Genomic DNA, 15,838 nt, shown 5'->3' with positions numbered 1-15,838 from the left:
CTCGCCGTCCTGGGCGGGGGGCTCGCGCGCACGCGACGGTCAGCGGGTTCGGCGAAAGGACTCCACGATCCGCGAGTAGTTGTCGCCGTCGTGGCCCTCGGCGACGGCCGTGCTCACCAGTTCGAGGGTGTGGTCGGCCAGCGCCGTGGCGACACCGTGGTCCCTGCTCTCGGCGACGAGGTCCGAAACGGACGGAAGGTGGTGCCGCAGCGCGCCGTACTCGGCGGCGTAGTCGGCCCGATCCACCTCTCCCGCGATCGACGGGAACTGCGACAGCATCGCGGTCACCGAGGGACCCGCGTGGTCGAGGAACCGCTCAACGGCAAGGCCCTCGCTGGTGAGGATCGCCGCCGCGTGCAGGAACCCGTTGAGCGCGCCCCACATGGTGCCGTGCACGGCCATCCCGTACAGCACGGGCACTCCGGGATCCTCCGACACGAGGCCCGTCTTCCCGCCGAGCAGCGCCAGCTCGGGCGCCAGCCGCTCGGCGAGGGCAGGCGAGCCGCCGAGGAACACGGTCGTGCCGGGATGACCGATCCCCGGCGCGATGGTCATGAGCTGCCCGTGCAGGTACTCGACGTCGTGGTCGGCTGCCCAGCCCGCGAGGGAACGTGCCTCGGCCGAGGTGCCGTCGGTCAGGTTGAGTACCGCGCGGCCCGTGATGGCCTCGCCTGCCGATTCCAGCAACTCGCGCGCGACGTCGTTGCCCTTGACGTTGACGACGATCAACGGACTCGCTGCCACGGCCTCGGCGACCGTGGCAGCGGCACGCGCCCCTTTCGCCACGAGCGGGCCGGTTCTGTCCCTCGTGCGGTTCCACACCGTCGTGGGGTGGCCGCCGTCGAGGAACGCCGTGGCCAGCGCTGTGCCCATTTCACCGAGGCCGAGGACCGTCACCGGAGTGCGTGCCGTGGTCGTCATGTGTTTCGCCTTCCTTGTCGCTGTGGGACAAGGTCGACGCTACGAAGTGGAGTGGACTCGAGGTCCACGGTTTTCGCCGGGGGCGAACACGGCGAGCGTTCCTGCCGAGGTTCAGCCGAGCACGCCTTCGGCGTGCAACCGGTCGAAGACGATCCTGGTGGCGGCCGAGATCCGGTCGCGGTCGGCGATTCCGAGCCACGCCAGCTCCGCGATTTCCCCGCCCGCCGCGAGTGTTCCGTGATACCTGGCGGTGTAGCAGGACATCCGCACCAGCACGCCGTCGCTTTTGCCGTCGGCGGGTGCCTCGAAGACGCCGGCGGTAGTGGCGCTCGCCGGTGTGATCGTGACGGACAGCTCTTCGGCGACCTCCCTGACGAGGGTGTCGACGTCGCTTTCTCCCTGCTCGCGTTTGCCGCCGGGCAGATAGAACAGGTCCTTTCCCCGCGAGCGCGCCGCGAGGATCCGGCCGTCCTCGATGTGGATCCACGCGACCTTGTCGATCACTCTCGGTGCGGAATCGGCTGGCATTCCGGTGATCCTACGGTGCCGACGTCACGCCCCGGCGAGCGTGCGCGGTGCCGCCGCCGGCACGACGTCCTTGCTCGCGCCGCCGTGGAGCGGGCCGAGCGGTAACGGCGTCGGCAGCAAGCGCACGTAGTCGCTGACCAGCTTCGGCACGCCGAACCGGCCCGGTGGCAACCGGATGAGCAGATGCTCGGCGGCGAGGCGGTCGAGTACCGACTCGGCGGTCGGCACGCCGACACCGGCGAACACCGCGGCCGTTCCAGCCGTGAACTGTGCTCCGCTCCTGCGGGCCAGCAGCCGGAGAACGCGTTGGTCCTTCCGGGGCAGTGACTCGTACGACAGATCGAGCGCCGCCTTCACCGAGCGGCCACCGAGCGCGAGTTCGGCCATCCGCTGTTCGGGGGTGCCCAGCCTGGCGAGGAGATCCGCGAGCCGCCAGGCCGGTCTGACCCGGAGCCTGCGCCCGATCAGCGCCAGCGCGAGCGGCGATCCGCCGCACAACTCCACGAGCCGGGTGGTGGAGGCGGGGTCGCTCTCCACGATGGCGGGAGACAGCATCGTGGTGAGCAGTCGCCGCGACTCCTCTCCGGTGAGGGCGCCGAGGCCGAGGTGGTGGCCGCCGGGCAGGGTCAGTTCCCTCCTGCTGGTGATGAGCACCAGGTTTTCGTTGCCATCGGGAAGCAGTGGCGCGATCTGCCGGCTGTCGGCCGCGTTGTCGAGCACCACGACGGCGGAGCGGTCACGCAGCAGGTTCCGGTACTTGGCCGCGCGGGCGGTGAGGGCGTGCGGGATCTCGTCGTCGCTCAGCCCGAGTGAACGCAGGAACATGCCCAGCACCGCGTGCGGGTCCTCTGGCGGACTCGCCGACCTGCCCCTGAGGTCCACGTGGAGTTGTTGCTCGGCGTAGCGGCCCTCCGCCACCAGTTCGTGTGCCAGTTTCAGCGCGAGGCGGGTTTTGCCCGTCCCGGCCATCCCGGTGATCGCGCAGATCCCCGGTCCGGCGCCCGTGCGGGACAGCTGGTGGCGCAGCGCGGCGAGCTCGGCGGTTCTTCCCACGAAGTCGGAGCTGTCGGCGGGGAGCTGGCGGACGGCGGCCAGCGGTGTTCTGGTGACCGAAGGCAGGTCGTGATGCAACACCCTGCGGTGCGCGGCCATCAGGTGGGGTCCCGGTGGTGTGCCCAGTTCCCTCGCGAGCCGGTCCCGGACGCTGGTGAACACGGCGAGTGCCTCGCTCTGCTGACCGCTGCACAGCAGCGCGATCATCAACGCCGCGTGCAGCTTCTCGTGCAGGCAATCGGCCGTGACGGCGACCCGCAGCGCGGGAAGGGCGGCCTCGGGTGTTCCGGCGGCAGCGGCGGTGGTGGCGAAGCGCAGCACCATGGCCCGCCGTTCCTTCGCGAGCGCGGTGACGGCGGGGTGGTTGCTCAGTACCGGCAGGTCGGCGAGTGGTTCGCCGCGCCACAACGCCGAGGACTCGGCGAACAGCGCGCACGCTGCGGAGGGGTCGCCGCGCCGTCCCGCCAGCTCGGCTTCCGCGCACAACCTCCGGAATCGCAGCAGGTCCAGTCGCTCCTCGTCGATGGAAAGCCGGTAGCCACCGCGAGAGGCGATCAGGACCGGGCCCGTCGTCGCGCTGGGCTCACCCTTGAGGCTGCGCCGCAAGCGCGACATGCGCGAGGGCAGCGAGTCCTCCGTCGCGGCCGGAGCCAGCGGGCCCCACACGGCGGCCACGAGCGCGCTTCTGCTCACCGGGTGGTTTGCCGAAAGGGCGAGCACCGCGAGCAGGGCTTGCTGCCTGGTGGAGCCGAGGTCGAGCGGCTTGCCGCCGAACGTCGCCCGCAGCGGCCCGAGCACGGCTAGCCCGTTCTCGCCTCGCCGTTCGTCCCGTTCCGGTTCGCCTTTCGTCAGCAGCTCCGCCTCGGCGGGGGAGAGCCGCAGCGCGGCTGCCAGCTTGCGGACCGTGCTCCGCCTCGGCGCCTTGACCCTTCCCTGTTCGAGGTCGCGGAGACCGGCGAGACTCAGGTCCGTCAGCCCGGCCAGTTCCCGCTGAGTCACCCCCGCCCGGCGCCGGAAATCCCGCAGGGCGCCACCCACTCCCGGTACCGCCTCGGTCACCGGCACCGGCCGCCTCGGGGCAGGCGAACCCGCTGTGCTCGTCGTGCGTCACTGGCCACCCGGAGAGATTGACGCACCCCGGATAATCAACGGCAACTGAATAGAAAACCCGCTGATCGGGCCTTGACAGCACGTGCGGCCCGGCGACGCGGTGGCCCGGCCGTGATCAATACACTTGACCCGAATCGGACAGGACGGTCATCCGGCGCGGCAGGCTCCCGCGGGCAGGCATGGGGGACTCGACTCCGCGACCGCGGTTGAGAGGAATGACATGGGCGAGCGCACCGACGATGCTCGTGCCTCGGCCGAATCGCTCGCGTTCGGCGTGCTTGGCCCGTTCACGGTACGGCGCGCGGGCAAGCGGGTGGTCCTGCCGAGCGGTCAGACCCCCCAGCTGCTCGCCGTCCTCGTACTCAACCAGGGCAGCCTCGTCAGCCACGAACTGCTCAGCGAGGTGCTGTGGGATGAGGACCCGCCTGCCAGCGCGCGCAAGCTCATCCAGGTCAGGCTCTCCCAGCTGCGCAGACTGCTCGGTGAGGGCGCCGAACTCGTCGGCGGGAGGCAGGGGTACCGGCTGGAGATCCCTTCGGCCGAGGTGGACCTGCACGAGTTCCGGAGGCTCGTCGCCGATGCGGAGCTGGTTCCGCCGGAAGCGGCCGAACCGTTGCTGCACAACGCGTTGCGGCTGTGGCGGGGCGTCGCGCTCGATGAATTGAGCGGCACCGTGAGGGGCGCGCGGATCGTGGCCGGGCTTGAGGAGGAACGGCTCGCCGCCGTCAGCGCGCACGCGGAGGCGGCGCTTGCGACCGGACGGTGCCCCGGCCTGGTGACCGACCTGGCCTCGATCGTCGCCGAATACCCGTTGCGGGAGCGGCTGCGGGCACACCTCATGCGCGCGCTGCACAGGGCGGGAAGGCAGGCGGAAGCGCTGGCCGCCTTCGAGGAGGGGCGGGTGCTGCTCGCGGAAGAACTCGGCCTCGATCCCGGCAAGGAACTGCGCGAGGCGCACGCCGAGATCCTCGAAGGCGACAGCGCGCTCGCCCACCCCGAGGTGGCGCGGCCCGCGACCGCCGGGGCGGTGCCTTCCGTGCCGAGACAGCTGCCCGGTGCCCCCGCTCACTTCGTCGGCAGGCAGGCAGAGTCGGCGGCGCTGATCTCCGCGGCCACCGGCGCGGGGGACGGGCCTGCCCTTGTCGCCGTGCACGGCCAGGGAGGGCAGGGGAAGTCGGCGCTCGTGCTGCACGTCGCCCAGCAGCTCGCCGACTCGTTTCCCGACGGCCAGCTCTACGTCGATCTGCTCGGCTCGACGCCGGGCGCGAGCCCGCTCGCGGCGGAGGACGTTCTGCGCAGGTTCCTCCGTTCCTTCGGGGTCCCGGCCCACGCCGTTCCCCAGGACCCCACCGAATCCTCGGCGATGTTCCGGTCGGCGATCGCGGGCAAGAAGGTATTGGTCGTGCTCGACAACGCGGTGGACAGCGCGCAGGTCGTCCCGCTGCTTCCCGCGGGGCCCGGTACGGCGGTGCTGGTCACCAGCAGGCGGATTCTCGCCACTCTCGACTCGCTGTCCGTCGCGCTGGAACCACTCGCGACGGCCGACGCCGTCGCCCTGTTCGCCAGTCACCTCGACCGTGCCCTCACTCAGCGGGAACGCGGGGCGGCCAAGCGGGTCGCCGAGGTGTGCGGGCACCTGCCGCTCGCCGTGCGCATCGCGGCGGCAAGGCTGCGCGGCAGGCCGGACTGGACCGTGACACACCTGCTCGACCGGCTGGCCGACCAGCGAAGACGGCTGGACGAGCTCGATTTCGACAACCTCGCGGTGCGGTCGAGCATGGAGCTGAGCTACCGCGATCTCGACGACGGAGCGGCCCGCGCGTTCCGGCTGCTGGGGTTGCTGCCGCTGCCGTACGTGAGTCTTCCGGTCGCGGCCGCGCTGCTCGGCCACGAGCCCGACACGGCGGACACTCTGCTGGAACCGCTGGTGAGCGCCCGGCTCATCGAGGTGGCGGCTCCGGGCAGGTACCGGTTGCACGACCTGGTGCGGTTGTTCGCGCTGGAGCGGGCGGAGCGGCACGAGTCGAAGGCCGAACGGGACACGGCCGTGAGCCGGGTACTCGATCACTACCAGGTCCGGCTCAACGAGGCGCACACGCGGCTCAGACCACACAACAGGTCGGCCGAGGACGGCGAGGCGCCACCGGATCACGACGACTCACCCGGTATCGCGGACTACGTGCGGTGGATCAGCGACGAGATCGACAACCTGGTCGCCGCGGCGCGCATGGCCGCGGGGGTGGCCGAACTGGCTCCGAGAGCGCTCTCGATCGCCCACCAGCTCCGGTTGTACCTGTGGGCACAGGAAATGCGCGCCGACGCCGTCGAGATCGCGCACCTCGCCGGAACGGCCGCCGAACGCGTCGGCACCGACGAGGCACTCGATCTGGCGCTGGACGTCCAGGCACTCATCAATCAGCACCTCGGCAGGCTCGGCGAGGCGCACGCGCTCTACACGAGGTTGCTCGACGTGCGCCGCCGGCTCGGCGACATCTCGGGGCAGGGCAGGACGCTCGGCAATCTCGGCATTCTGCTGCGGCACATGGGACGGCTCGACGAGGCCCTGCACCGGCTCGGCGAGGCGGGAGAACTGCTCGACGAGCACGGTCCGGCCGAGGCGAAACCCCTTGTGCTGGCGTGCCTCGCCGACGTCCACCTCCAGGCCGACCGGCCAGAGGAGGGATTGCGGCACGCGGAGCGAAGTCTCGCGCTGTGCGCCGAAACGGATCCGACGTGCGCGGTGTACGCGCTCGTGTCGATCGGTCAGGCGCACAGCCAGCTCGGCGACCTTCCCTCGGCGCTGACCGCGCTGAGCGAGAGCATCACCCTGTGCCGCACCCTGCACCTGCCGCACGACGAGTGGGAAGCGTTGTTGTGCCGGTCGGAGGTACACGTGCGGGCGGGTGAGCCGGACGCGGCGATAGCCGACGCCGAGCGGGTGCTGACCCTGCTCAGCAACCACGGTGACTATTACGCGCAGGGTGCCGCGCACCGGCAGTTCGCCCGCGCCTTTCAGCTCAAGGGTGACGAGCTGGTCGCCGTCGAGCACGCGAGCTACGCGGAGAGCTTGTTCGCCAGCCCCGGTGTCCGCCGCAACCCGCTGCTGGAGCGGTTGCTCGCACGGGAGCGGGCGGACACCGGAGAAAGCCTGGTCTGAGGCGTGTCTGACAATCCCGTTGCCTACCGCGCGAGGCCAGCGCGGCGGCTCGCCGCGTTGTCGGAAGGCCCGAGTACGGCCCGGTACGAGGACCTTCCAGTCCTGCACAGCCTTGCGAGCCACCACGCTGATCCCCGCTCGCACGGCAGAGGATTATCAGACACGCCTTAGTGCAGGAACTTGAGGCCGACCACGCCACCGACGATCAGCACCAGACAGGTGATGCGGGCGGCCGACACCGGGTCGTTCATGGCGACCATGCCGTAGATGGCGGTGCCGATCGCGCCGATGCCGACCCAGATGGCGTAGCCGGTGCCCACCGGAATGGTGCGCAGCGCGTAGGCGAGGCCACCCATACTGATGATCAGCGCCACACCGAACACAATGGTCGGTCCGAGTCTGGTGAACCCGCGCGAAACACTCAACGCGGCGGCCCACACGGTTTCGAAGAGACCGGACAGAATCAAAGCCAGCCAAGCCATTGTCATCCTCCACAGTAATGCGCTCGTAACTACATCACTGCGTCGTCTTGGCTTGACCGGGTACGACGCGCTCGTCCGGGACTGTGTCGTGATTCAGGCTAGCACGCACGCGCGCCGGAGTGCCGGTGATACATCTGACCATGTCCCCGCATGGCCACCGTCCACTGCGGACAACCGGGGCCGGTGATTTCCGGTGGCTGTCGGTCGTTCGGTGGACAGCGCGTTCCGTCGCCCGGTCGTCCCCGCCGCGCCGCGAACCGGTGAGCATCGTGGGGGTGAAGGCGATGACGGTGCGGGCGAGGCGAGCGGAAGACCCACTGCCGCGGTTCGCGGTGCGCGGAGTCGGCGTCGTCGTGGTGGTGCAGACCGCGGTGCTGACGGCGTTGTCCGGCCGCTACGGGTTCCACAGGGACGAGCTGTACTTCCTTGCCGCCGGTGACCGGCTCGCGTGGGGATACGTCGATCAGCCCCCGCTGACCCCGGTGCTGGTGAGGCTCGCGGCCGAGTTGTTCGGCGCGACCGAGCCGGGGGTCAGGGTGGTGTCGACCGTGATGGCGGCGGCCACCATCGCGCTCGTGGCGCTCATCGCGAGAGAACTCGGTGGCGCCGGGGCCGCGCAGACGTTCGCGGCGTTCACCGCGGCGGTTTCGGCGTTGGTGCTCGTCGTCGGGCACATGGTGTCGACGACGACGGTCGACCTGCTGTTGTGGCTGGTCGTCGCACTGCTGCTGATCCGGTTGCTGCGAACGGGCGACCAGCGGTGGTGGCTTGCGGTGGGGGCCGCGGTCGGCGTGGCGTTGCTGAACAAGTGGCTTGTGTTGCTGCTGGTGTTCGCGGTGGGACTCGCGCTTCTGCTCGTGGGCCCGCGATCGGTGTTGCGCGGCAGGCTCCCGGTCGCCGGAGCCGGTGTCGCCCTGGTGATCGCGGCTCCGGCCCTGGTGTGGCAGGCGCGGCACGGCTTCCCTCTGCTCACCGTCGCGGGCGGGATCAGCGCCGACGACGGTACCGAGAACCGGATCATGTTCGTACCGCTGCAAATCGCCTATCTTTCGCCGGTTCTGGTCCCGGTGTGGATCGCGGGCATGGTGCGGTTGTGGCGGGAGCGGGGCCCGCGGTCGCCGCGAGCGCTGGCGTTGGCTTACCCGCTGCTGGTGGCAGTCCTGCTCGTGGTGGGAGGCAAGCCGTACTACTCGATCCCGTTGTTGCTGGTGTTGCTCGCCGCCGGAGCCGAGCCGACGGTGAACTGGCTGGATCGCGGGCGAAAGACGGCGCGCCGGATCGCCGTCTCCCTGCCCGCCGTGCTCGCGTGTGCCGGATCGGTTGTCGTGGCACTGCCGGTGCTGCCGGTCGCGGTACTCGACGGCCCCGTGCTCGCGATGAACAAGGAACAGGGGGAGCAGGTGGGCTGGCCCGAGTTCGTCGCGACGGTGGCGGAGGTGTGGCGGACGATCCCCGCCGACAGCAAGGAAACGGCGACGATATTCACCGCCAACTACGGTCAGGCCGGTGCGATCGAACAACACGGTTCCGCGCACGGACTGCCGGTGCCCTATTCCGGTCATATGTCCTATGCGGACTGGGGCCCTCCTCCTGACCGGCGGGACGGCCCGGTCGTGCTGGTCGGTGCCGCGCCGGGCGGTCGCGTGGCGAGCGCCTTCACCGGCTGTGAACTCGCCGCCGTCCACCACACTCCCGGCGGGGTCGGCAACGACGAGGACGGCACCGCCATCATGCTGTGCGCGGGAACCACCCGGCCGTGGTCGAGTATGTGGCCCTCACTGCGGCACTTCTACTGACCCCGCTCAGGATCCAGCCTTCGGGATGATGAGCCACAACACCAGGTACAGCAGGAACTGCGGTCCGGGGAGCAGGCAGGACACCACGAACACCAGCCGCACGGTGCTCGTCTTCCAGCCGTAGCGTTCGGCGATCCCGGCGCAGACACCGGCGATCATGCGGTTGCTTCGTGAACGGGTCAACGCTGTCATGTCACCACAGTGCGCCATCGGCGGTCGCGCGGCATCGGTGACAACCCTGACTTCCTCCCGGAAAACCACGCCGGTGACAGCGGCCACAGGACTCACATCGGTCACGACTGACCCTGCGCGGGTATGCAGGCCGCCGGGTCGGTCGTGAGCGCGGGATCGTCGCGGGGCACGGACGTCACGTTGACCCGGTTCACGGTGCGTGCCTTGCCATCCGGTGTCACGTGGTAGGTCGTCCTCGTGCCCGTGTACGTGGCGGTGTCGCTCGCCGGATCGTCGATGAGCGCCTTGACGCCGATCAGATCGCGGCCACTGCTGCCAGGGTTGAGCGGGAGGCAGCCGTAGCCGGTGACGGCGGCGATGCCGCCACCTTCGAACAGCCGCAGCCGGCCGCCGTTCGTCGTCGTGACCGGGAAGATCTTCGTTCCCGTGACGTCGTAGGCCCACACGTTGAGGGTCAGTGTGTTCGCGCCGACCGATTCGGCGACGACGATCTCGTCCTGCTTGTCGCCGTTGAGGTCGACGGGACGTGGTGGTTGCAGCGGCATCGAGGTGTCGCCTTCGAAGGTCATCTCGGCCGAGCCGCCGCTCGCGAGCCGGAAGGTCAGGGTCTGGTTGTTCGCGGAGGCTTCCTTCAGCACGACGTCGTCGGGTTCCCCGTCTCCGTCGATGTCGGCCTTGGCCGTGCGGGTTTCCCCGTCTTGCCCCTGTGCGGGGGGCAGTGCCGTGAACGATGCGGCGGCAAGGGTGACGCAGGCGAATCCGGCGGCCACCAGGCGTGACGCGACGCGCATGTCTCCCCCGATCGGGTTGCGGTCCCGTGGTTCGCGCACAAGGCGGCGAGCCAGCGGGCTGACATACGTCAGCTATGCCCGTAGCGATCGCGGTCAAACGCGGTGGCCGAAAGTCGGCTCCGCACCTCCCGGTGGACTCACCCTGCGTCGTGGTCGTCGTGGCCGAGTTCCTTCGCGAACCAGTGTTGCGCGTAGGGGCCCTCGCTGAAGGGCTCGACCTCCCCGTACCCGTGCTTCGCGTAGAGGCCCCTCGCCTCGACGAGATCGGAACGGGTGTCGAGGCGCAGCAGCGTCACGCCGTGCCGCCGGGCCAGGCGTTCCGTCTCGTGCAGCAGGAGCCCGCCGAGCCCGCGCCCCCGCGCGTTCTGGGCGACGTAGACGCGGGTGAGTTCGCCGGTGCCGCCGGCGAGCAGGCGCAATCCCGCGCAACCGAGGACGGTCTCGCCGTCGAAGGCCAGCAGCAGAAGGCCGTGCGGCGGGACGAGATCGTCGCTCGGCTCCTCCAGCATGGCCGCGTCGGTCTCGGCCTCGCTCACCGGCCGCCCGTGGTACCTGCTGCCGATGTCGTCGAAATAGGACCGAAGGATCCGTTGCGCCACAACCGAACCGGGCTCCACCGGCCTGATGTCGATGCGGCCGGTGTTGGCGGTGCGCTCGGTGGGGCCGGTGAGCGCGGTGTGCCGGGTGGGGCCGGTGCCGCCGGTCATCGGTCGCCTGGAGAGCCCAGCGCGAGTTCGAAGCACACCCTGTCCTGCCCTTCACCGTCGTAGTCGCTGTGCACCGTGACGTCGTCGGTGTTGCCGGTGTCGTCGGCATTGTCGACGGTCCGGTCGCCGGGCAGCAACCGAAATCCGAGCGCGCGGTGGAAGGCTATGGAACCGGTGTTGCCTGGTGAGGTCACGGCGTGCACGACCAGCTTGCCCGCCCGTTCGGCCGCCGCGAAGAATTGGCGGTACAGAGTGCGCGCGATGCCGAGGCCGCGCCGCTGAGGATCGACGCCGACGAAATGGATATAGGCGACATCGGGCTGGTCGGCCGAGTGGAAACCGACGAGGAAACCGGCCACCGTTTCGGTACCGTCGTCGTCCTCGGCGAGGGCGACGAGGCTGGTGCCCGCGAAGTGTTGCAGGAACAGCTTCGGCAACAGCAGGGACAATTCCCTTGCCTGCTCGGGAGTTCGCGAATCGCCCCACCAACGCTGGACGCTGCCGACCATGACGGGGTGGTCGCTGGTCAGGGCCTGGCGGAGCGTGATCGTCATCAGTCGGTTTCCCTTCGCTGGTCTTGTCCGGTTTGTTCTCGGGTTTCCGTTGTCGGCCGAACCCCGGGAGGAAGTCCGCCGTGTGCTGCGGACTCCGCGACGAATTCGAGCAGGGTGGCCCTGAACCGCAATGCTGCGTGGGTCGGCGCCGCGTCCGTGCGGTGCACCAACGCGATCGTCCTTGTGATGTCCGGTTCGGTGAGCCGGGTACCGGTGAGCGCTGGCCGTCCACTGAGCACCATGCTCGGCACGATCGCCACCCCCAGTCCTGCCTCGACGAAGCGCAGTACGGCATCCATCTCACCACCCTGCACCGCGAGCCGTGGTTCGAAACCGGCTTCGCGGCAGGCGTGCAAGGTCGTCTCGCGTAGATCATATCCGCGCCGGAACATGACGAGCGGCTGGTCGCGCAGATCGCGAAGGCGGATCGTCTCGTTCCGGGCGATCGGACTTCCTTCCGGTGCCGCGACCATCAGGCTTTCCCGCAAGATCGGCACGGTCGTGAGCGCGGGCTGATCGCCTTTCGTCGGCACGGTCACCAGCGCGAGATCCAGTTCGCCACTGCCGACGAGGCCGACGAGATCTCGGGACCCGTTTTCCTCGACGACGAGTTCGACACCGGGATAACGCGTGTGGAACCGCCGCAGCACCTCGGCGAGCACCGTCGCGCACAGGCTCGGAGTCGCGCCGACCCTGACCCTTCCCTTGCGCAGCCCCGTCAGTTCGCCGACCGCGACAGCGGCGGTGTCGACGTCGGCGACGATGCGGGTCGCGATGGGCAGCAGCGCCTCGCCCGCCGGGGTGAGGGAGACATTGCCTCTCGTGCGGCTGAACAACGGCGAGCCGAGTTCCTCTTCGAGCGCGTGGATCTGCTTGCTCAATGAGGGCTGCGCCACATAAACCCGTTCCGCCGCTCTGGTGAAGTGCCGGGTTTCGGCGACGGCCAGGAAATATCTGAGCTGCTGCAAGGTCATGGCGTGCCTCCGTGGTTCCCGGCAGCATAGCCGGAGGCTATCGGGTCGAGGTTGATCATGTATTGGACGTCGCTTTTCCGCGCTGCCTACCGTCGCCTCGTGACCTCGACCGAACTCGCGCCTTCGCGTCCTTCACGGCCCCCGCGAAAACCCCGCGTTCCGCGCACCACGCTGGGACGCCTGTGGTCCTCGACCGTCGGCAAGAAGGCGGTGCTCGCCGTGACGGGCGGCGCGATGCTGCTTTTCGTCGTGGCGCACATGCTGTCCAACCTGAAGGCGTTCGTATCGCCGGAAAGTCTCGACGGCTACGCGTTGTGGCTGCGCACGTTGCTCAGCGGGGCGCTGGGGCACGAAGGTCTTCTGTGGATCGCCCGCACCGGGCTGCTCGTGTGCGTGGTGTTGCACGGAACGGCCGCGGTCCAGCTCGCGAGGCGCGCGCGAGGCGCGAGGGGGCAGCGATATCGAGTGCGGTCGAAAGTCCAGGGTTCCTACGCCGCGAGGACGATGCGCTGGGGTGGCGTGATTCTCGTCCTGTTCATCGCATATCACATTCTCGACCTGACGACGGGGCATCTCAATCCGCATGGCGTCAGCGGAGAGGTCTACCGCAACGTGGTCGCCGACTTCCAGCTCTGGCCGGTGACCGCGCTCTACACGCTGGCTGTACTCGCGCTGGGCCTGCACATCAGGCACGGCGTGTGGAGCGCGCTGCACAGTCTCGGGGCCGCGACCGCGTCGCGGCAGCGCGCGATCCGGCTGAGCGCCATCGCCGTGGCCACCGCGATCACGGTCGGCTACCTGTCCGTCCCGTTCGCCGTCCAAACCGGATTGCTGAGGTGAGCGCCATGTTCACGGTCGGAGCACCACTCGTCGATGGTGCCGTCCCCGAAGGCCCCGTCACGGAAAGGTGGGAGCGGCGCAGGTTCTCCGCGCGCCTGGTCAACCCGGCCAACCGCAGGGCGCGATCGGTGATCGTCGTCGGCACCGGGCTCGCTGGCGGTTCGGCCGCGGCCACCCTCGCCGAACTCGGCTACCAGGTGACCTCACTGTGCTATCAGGACAGTCCGCGCAGGGCGCACAGTATCGCGGCGCAGGGTGGTATCAACGCGGCGAAGAATTACGCCGGCGATGGCGACAGCGTGTGGCGGCTCTTCTACGACACGGTCAAGGGCGGTGACTTCCGCTCCCGTGAGTCCAATGTGTACCGGCTGGCCGAGCTGAGCACCCGGATCATTGACCACTGCGTGGCGCAGGGGGTTCCGTTCGCCAGGGAGTACGGGGGCCTGCTCGACACCAGGTCGTTCGGTGGAGCGCAGGTGTCGCGCACGTTCTACGCGCGGGGTCAGACCGGGCAACAGCTGCTGCTCGGTGCCTACCAGGCCATGGCGAGGCAGATCGACGCGGGCCGGATCACGATGCTGCCGCGCACCGAGATGCTCGATCTCGTCGTCGTGGAGGGCAAGGCGAGGGGCGTCGTCGTGAGGGACCTCGTCAGCGGAGAGGTCTCGGTGTTGCTCGCCGACGCGGTCGTTCTCGCCACCGGTGGCTACGGCAACGCGTTCTTCCTTTCCACCAACGCGAAAGGCTGCAACGCCACGGCGTTGTGGCGAGCACATCGCAGGGGAGCGTTGCTGGCGAATCCCTGCTACACGCAGATTCACCCGACCTGCATTCCGGTCAGCGGCGAGCATCAGGCGAAGCTGACGCTGATGAGCGAGTCGCTGCGCAACGACGGCAGGGTGTGGGTGCCGCGCGAGGCCGGTGATCCCAGGGAGCCGGGAAACATCCCCGAGGAGGAACGCGACTACTACCTCGAACGAGCCTATCCGGCGTTCGGGAACCTCGTTCCCCGCGACATCGCCTCAAGGGCGGCGAAGAACGTGTGCGACGCGGGGCGCGGCGTCGGTCCCGGTGGCCTCGGCGTCTACCTCGACTTCGCCGACGCGTTGCGGCGGCTGGGAAAACCGGCCGTCGAGGCCAAGTACGGCAACCTCTTCGAGATGTACGAGCGGATCACCGGCGAGGATCCCTACCAACGGCCGATGCGCATCTTCCCCGCAGTGCACTACACCATGGGCGGCCTGTGGGTCGACTACGACCTGCAGAGCACGATCCCCGGGCTGTTCGTCATCGGTGAGGCCAACTTCTCCGACCACGGTGCCAACCGGCTCGGCGCCAGCGCGCTCATGCAGGGGCTCGCCGACGGGTACTTCGTGCTGCCCACGACCCTCGGCGACTACCTCGCGCGCGGCCCCTTCCCCGAGGTGGAACGAGATCATCCCGACGTCGTGGCCACCGCGTCGGCCGTCGAGCGGCGGCTCACCGCGCTGCTCGACGTCAAGGGCACCCGCAGTGTCGATTCCTTCCACCGCGAACTCGGCCACCTGCTGTGGGACCACTGTGGAATGGAACGCACGGAATCCGGTCTGCGCAAAGCGCTGGAGCACATCCCGCAACTGCGCGCCGAGTTCTGGCGTTCGGTCATGGTTCCCGGAACGGCCGAAGGACTCAACCCATCGCTGGAGAAAGCGGGCAGGGTCGCCGATTTTCTCGAACTCGCCGAACTGATGTGCCTCGACGCGCTGCACCGCGAGGAATCCTGCGGAGGACATTTCCGCGCCGAGAGCCAGACCGGCGAAGGCGAGGCCCTTCGCGACGACGACCGCTTCGGTTACGTCGCGGCATGGGAGTTCACCGGGACCGGCGAGCCACCAGTGCTGCACAAGGAAACCCTCGCGTTCGACAACGTGCGGCCGTCTCAGCGCAACTACAAGTAGAGGAGTCAACGGTGCGATTCACGGTCCGCGTGTGGCGGCAGCGGGAGGAGAACTCGCGGGGCGCGCTCGTCGACTACGCCGTCGAGGACGTCTCGCCCGACATGTCGTTGCTCGAAGTGCTCGACCAGCTCAACGAGCGGCTCACCTCGGAAGGCGAGGAGCCGGTCGCCTTCGACCACGATTGCAGGGAAGGCATCTGCGGCATGTGCGGCATGATGATCAACGGCGTCGCGCACGGGCCGCAACGGGCCACGACGGCGTGTCAGCTGCACATGCGGCACTTCACCGACGGCCAGACCATCACCATCGAACCGTGGCGCTCCAGTGCGTTTCCCGTGCTGAAGGACCTCGTCGTCGACCGGTCGGCGCTCGATCACATCATCGAGGCAGGGGGCTACATCAGCGCGCAGGCGGGCGCGGCTCCCGACGCGCACGCGATGCCCGTGCCCAAGCGCGACGCCGATCGTGCTTTCGCCGCTGCGGCCTGCATCGGTTGCGGCGCGTGCGTCGCCGCCTGCCCCAACGGCTCGGCGATGTTGTTCACCTCGGCGAAAGCCACGCATCTCGGCCTGCTGCCGCAGGGGCAGCCTCAGCGCTATACGCGCGCCGAGAACATGATCGCCGCGCACGACGACCTCGGCTTCGGCGGTTGCACCAACACCGGCGAGTGCACCCAGGTGTGCCCGAAGGGCATTCCGCTGGAGACCATCGCGCGATTCAACGCCGACGTGTTGTCCTCGGCGCTGCGTGACCATCGCGACGAGGACTGACCTAAGGCAGAGACTTATCAGACACG

The 15,838-nt window shown here is 69.2% G+C and carries 14 protein-coding genes and 1 riboswitch; of the genes, 5 read left to right on the top strand and 9 right to left on the bottom strand.

What is annotated here, in order from left to right:
- Positions 1-39 precede the first annotated feature (39 nt).
- From BAY61_RS19065 to BAY61_RS19055, 3 genes are all read right to left on the bottom strand, one after another.
- Complete coding sequence (locus BAY61_RS19065) at positions 40-921, bottom strand: NAD(P)-dependent oxidoreductase (protein ID WP_091808361.1); 882 nt, start codon at positions 919-921, stop codon at positions 40-42.
- A gap of 111 nt (positions 922-1,032) precedes the next feature.
- Positions 1,033-1,449 (bottom strand): NUDIX hydrolase, encoded by a 417-nt coding sequence (locus BAY61_RS19060; protein ID WP_091808363.1) that lies wholly within the window; start codon positions 1,447-1,449, stop codon positions 1,033-1,035.
- 24 nt (positions 1,450-1,473) lie between these two features.
- The gene (locus BAY61_RS19055) at positions 1,474-3,567 is read right to left on the bottom strand and encodes a BTAD domain-containing putative transcriptional regulator (RefSeq protein ID WP_091808365.1); all 2,094 of its coding nucleotides are present in this window, start codon (positions 3,565-3,567) and stop codon (positions 1,474-1,476) included.
- A 265-nt stretch (positions 3,568-3,832) separates the two neighbouring features.
- On the opposite strand from BAY61_RS19055, the gene BAY61_RS19050 reads away from it, so the two are divergent.
- Entirely contained in the window at positions 3,833-6,769 is a 2,937-nt protein-coding gene (locus tag BAY61_RS19050) for an AfsR/SARP family transcriptional regulator (protein WP_091808366.1), read from the top strand.
- Positions 6,770-6,936: 167 nt separating this feature from the next.
- Here BAY61_RS19050 and BAY61_RS19045 read toward each other — a convergent pair whose 3' ends face one another.
- Complete coding sequence (locus tag BAY61_RS19045) at positions 6,937-7,251, bottom strand: DMT family transporter (protein ID WP_091808368.1); 315 nt, start codon at positions 7,249-7,251, stop codon at positions 6,937-6,939.
- A 36-nt stretch (positions 7,252-7,287) separates the two neighbouring features.
- Positions 7,288-7,353, bottom strand: a riboswitch (guanidine-III (ykkC-III) riboswitch).
- Between the two features lie 182 nt (positions 7,354-7,535).
- Between BAY61_RS19045 and BAY61_RS19040 the strand changes: the two genes are divergently transcribed.
- Entirely contained in the window at positions 7,536-9,047 is a 1,512-nt protein-coding gene (locus BAY61_RS19040; RefSeq protein ID WP_091808550.1) for a glycosyltransferase family 39 protein, read from the top strand.
- Positions 9,048-9,053: 6 nt separating this feature from the next.
- Here the strand turns inward: BAY61_RS19040 and BAY61_RS19035 are convergent, their stop codons facing one another.
- From BAY61_RS19035 to BAY61_RS19015, 5 genes are all read right to left on the bottom strand, one after another.
- On the bottom strand, positions 9,054-9,239 hold the full coding sequence (locus tag BAY61_RS19035; protein WP_091808552.1) for a PspC domain-containing protein: 186 nt from the start codon (positions 9,237-9,239) through the stop codon (positions 9,054-9,056).
- A 101-nt stretch (positions 9,240-9,340) separates the two neighbouring features.
- On the bottom strand, positions 9,341-10,030 hold the full coding sequence (locus tag BAY61_RS19030) for a hypothetical protein (RefSeq protein WP_143021415.1): 690 nt from the start codon (positions 10,028-10,030) through the stop codon (positions 9,341-9,343).
- 137 nt (positions 10,031-10,167) lie between these two features.
- Positions 10,168-10,737 (bottom strand): GNAT family N-acetyltransferase, encoded by a 570-nt coding sequence (locus BAY61_RS19025; protein ID WP_091808372.1) that lies wholly within the window; start codon positions 10,735-10,737, stop codon positions 10,168-10,170.
- The gene (locus BAY61_RS19020) at positions 10,734-11,291 is read right to left on the bottom strand and encodes a GNAT family N-acetyltransferase (RefSeq protein WP_091808373.1); all 558 of its coding nucleotides are present in this window, start codon (positions 11,289-11,291) and stop codon (positions 10,734-10,736) included. The genes BAY61_RS19025 and BAY61_RS19020 overlap by 4 nt, the downstream gene beginning before the upstream one ends.
- On the bottom strand, positions 11,291-12,265 hold the full coding sequence (locus tag BAY61_RS19015) for a LysR family transcriptional regulator (protein WP_091808376.1): 975 nt from the start codon (positions 12,263-12,265) through the stop codon (positions 11,291-11,293). Before BAY61_RS19015 ends, BAY61_RS19020 begins: the two co-directional genes overlap by 1 nt.
- 99 nt (positions 12,266-12,364) lie before the next feature.
- Here BAY61_RS19015 and BAY61_RS19010 point away from each other — a divergent pair, with 99 nt between their 5' ends.
- Genes BAY61_RS19010 through BAY61_RS19000 form a run of 3 tightly spaced genes read left to right on the top strand, consistent with a single transcriptional unit; the run spans position 12,365 to position 15,812 of the window.
- Positions 12,365-13,105 (top strand): succinate dehydrogenase cytochrome b subunit, encoded by a 741-nt coding sequence (locus BAY61_RS19010; protein ID WP_245865234.1) that lies wholly within the window; start codon positions 12,365-12,367, stop codon positions 13,103-13,105.
- 5 nt (positions 13,106-13,110) lie between these two features.
- The gene (locus tag BAY61_RS19005; RefSeq protein WP_091808379.1) at positions 13,111-15,042 is read left to right on the top strand and encodes a fumarate reductase/succinate dehydrogenase flavoprotein subunit; all 1,932 of its coding nucleotides are present in this window, start codon (positions 13,111-13,113) and stop codon (positions 15,040-15,042) included.
- A gap of 11 nt (positions 15,043-15,053) precedes the next feature.
- Positions 15,054-15,812 (top strand): succinate dehydrogenase/fumarate reductase iron-sulfur subunit, encoded by a 759-nt coding sequence (locus tag BAY61_RS19000; RefSeq protein ID WP_091808381.1) that lies wholly within the window; start codon positions 15,054-15,056, stop codon positions 15,810-15,812.
- The last annotated feature ends 26 nt before the right edge of the window (positions 15,813-15,838 follow it).

This window comes from Prauserella marina (assembly GCF_002240355.1).
In the GTDB taxonomy this organism is placed as follows: domain Bacteria; phylum Actinomycetota; class Actinomycetes; order Mycobacteriales; family Pseudonocardiaceae; genus Prauserella_A; species Prauserella_A marina.
This window is presented reverse-complemented; position numbering and strand designations above follow the sequence as displayed.

Bases quoted from the DNA above. Each gene is read 5' to 3' on its own strand.
- BAY61_RS19060 (WP_091808363.1), bottom strand. From the start codon at position 1,449: ATGCCAGCCGATTCCGCACCGAGAGTGATCGACAAGGTCGCGTGGATC.
- BAY61_RS19030 (WP_143021415.1), bottom strand. From the start codon at position 10,030: ATGCGCGTCGCGTCACGCCTGGTGGCCGCCGGATTCGCCTGCGTCACC.
- BAY61_RS19005 (WP_091808379.1), top strand. From the start codon at position 13,111: ATGTTCACGGTCGGAGCACCACTCGTCGATGGTGCCGTCCCCGAAGGC.
- BAY61_RS19015 (WP_091808376.1), bottom strand. From the start codon at position 12,265: ATGACCTTGCAGCAGCTCAGATATTTCCTGGCCGTCGCCGAAACCCGG.
- BAY61_RS19045 (WP_091808368.1), bottom strand. From the start codon at position 7,251: ATGGCTTGGCTGGCTTTGATTCTGTCCGGTCTCTTCGAAACCGTGTGG.
- BAY61_RS19035 (WP_091808552.1), bottom strand. From the start codon at position 9,239: ATGACAGCGTTGACCCGTTCACGAAGCAACCGCATGATCGCCGGTGTC.
- BAY61_RS19050 (WP_091808366.1), top strand. From the start codon at position 3,833: ATGGGCGAGCGCACCGACGATGCTCGTGCCTCGGCCGAATCGCTCGCG.
- BAY61_RS19025 (WP_091808372.1), bottom strand. From the start codon at position 10,737: ATGACCGGCGGCACCGGCCCCACCCGGCACACCGCGCTCACCGGCCCC.
- BAY61_RS19040 (WP_091808550.1), top strand. From the start codon at position 7,536: ATGACGGTGCGGGCGAGGCGAGCGGAAGACCCACTGCCGCGGTTCGCG.
- BAY61_RS19020 (WP_091808373.1), bottom strand. From the start codon at position 11,291: ATGACGATCACGCTCCGCCAGGCCCTGACCAGCGACCACCCCGTCATG.
- BAY61_RS19065 (WP_091808361.1), bottom strand. From the start codon at position 921: ATGACGACCACGGCACGCACTCCGGTGACGGTCCTCGGCCTCGGTGAA.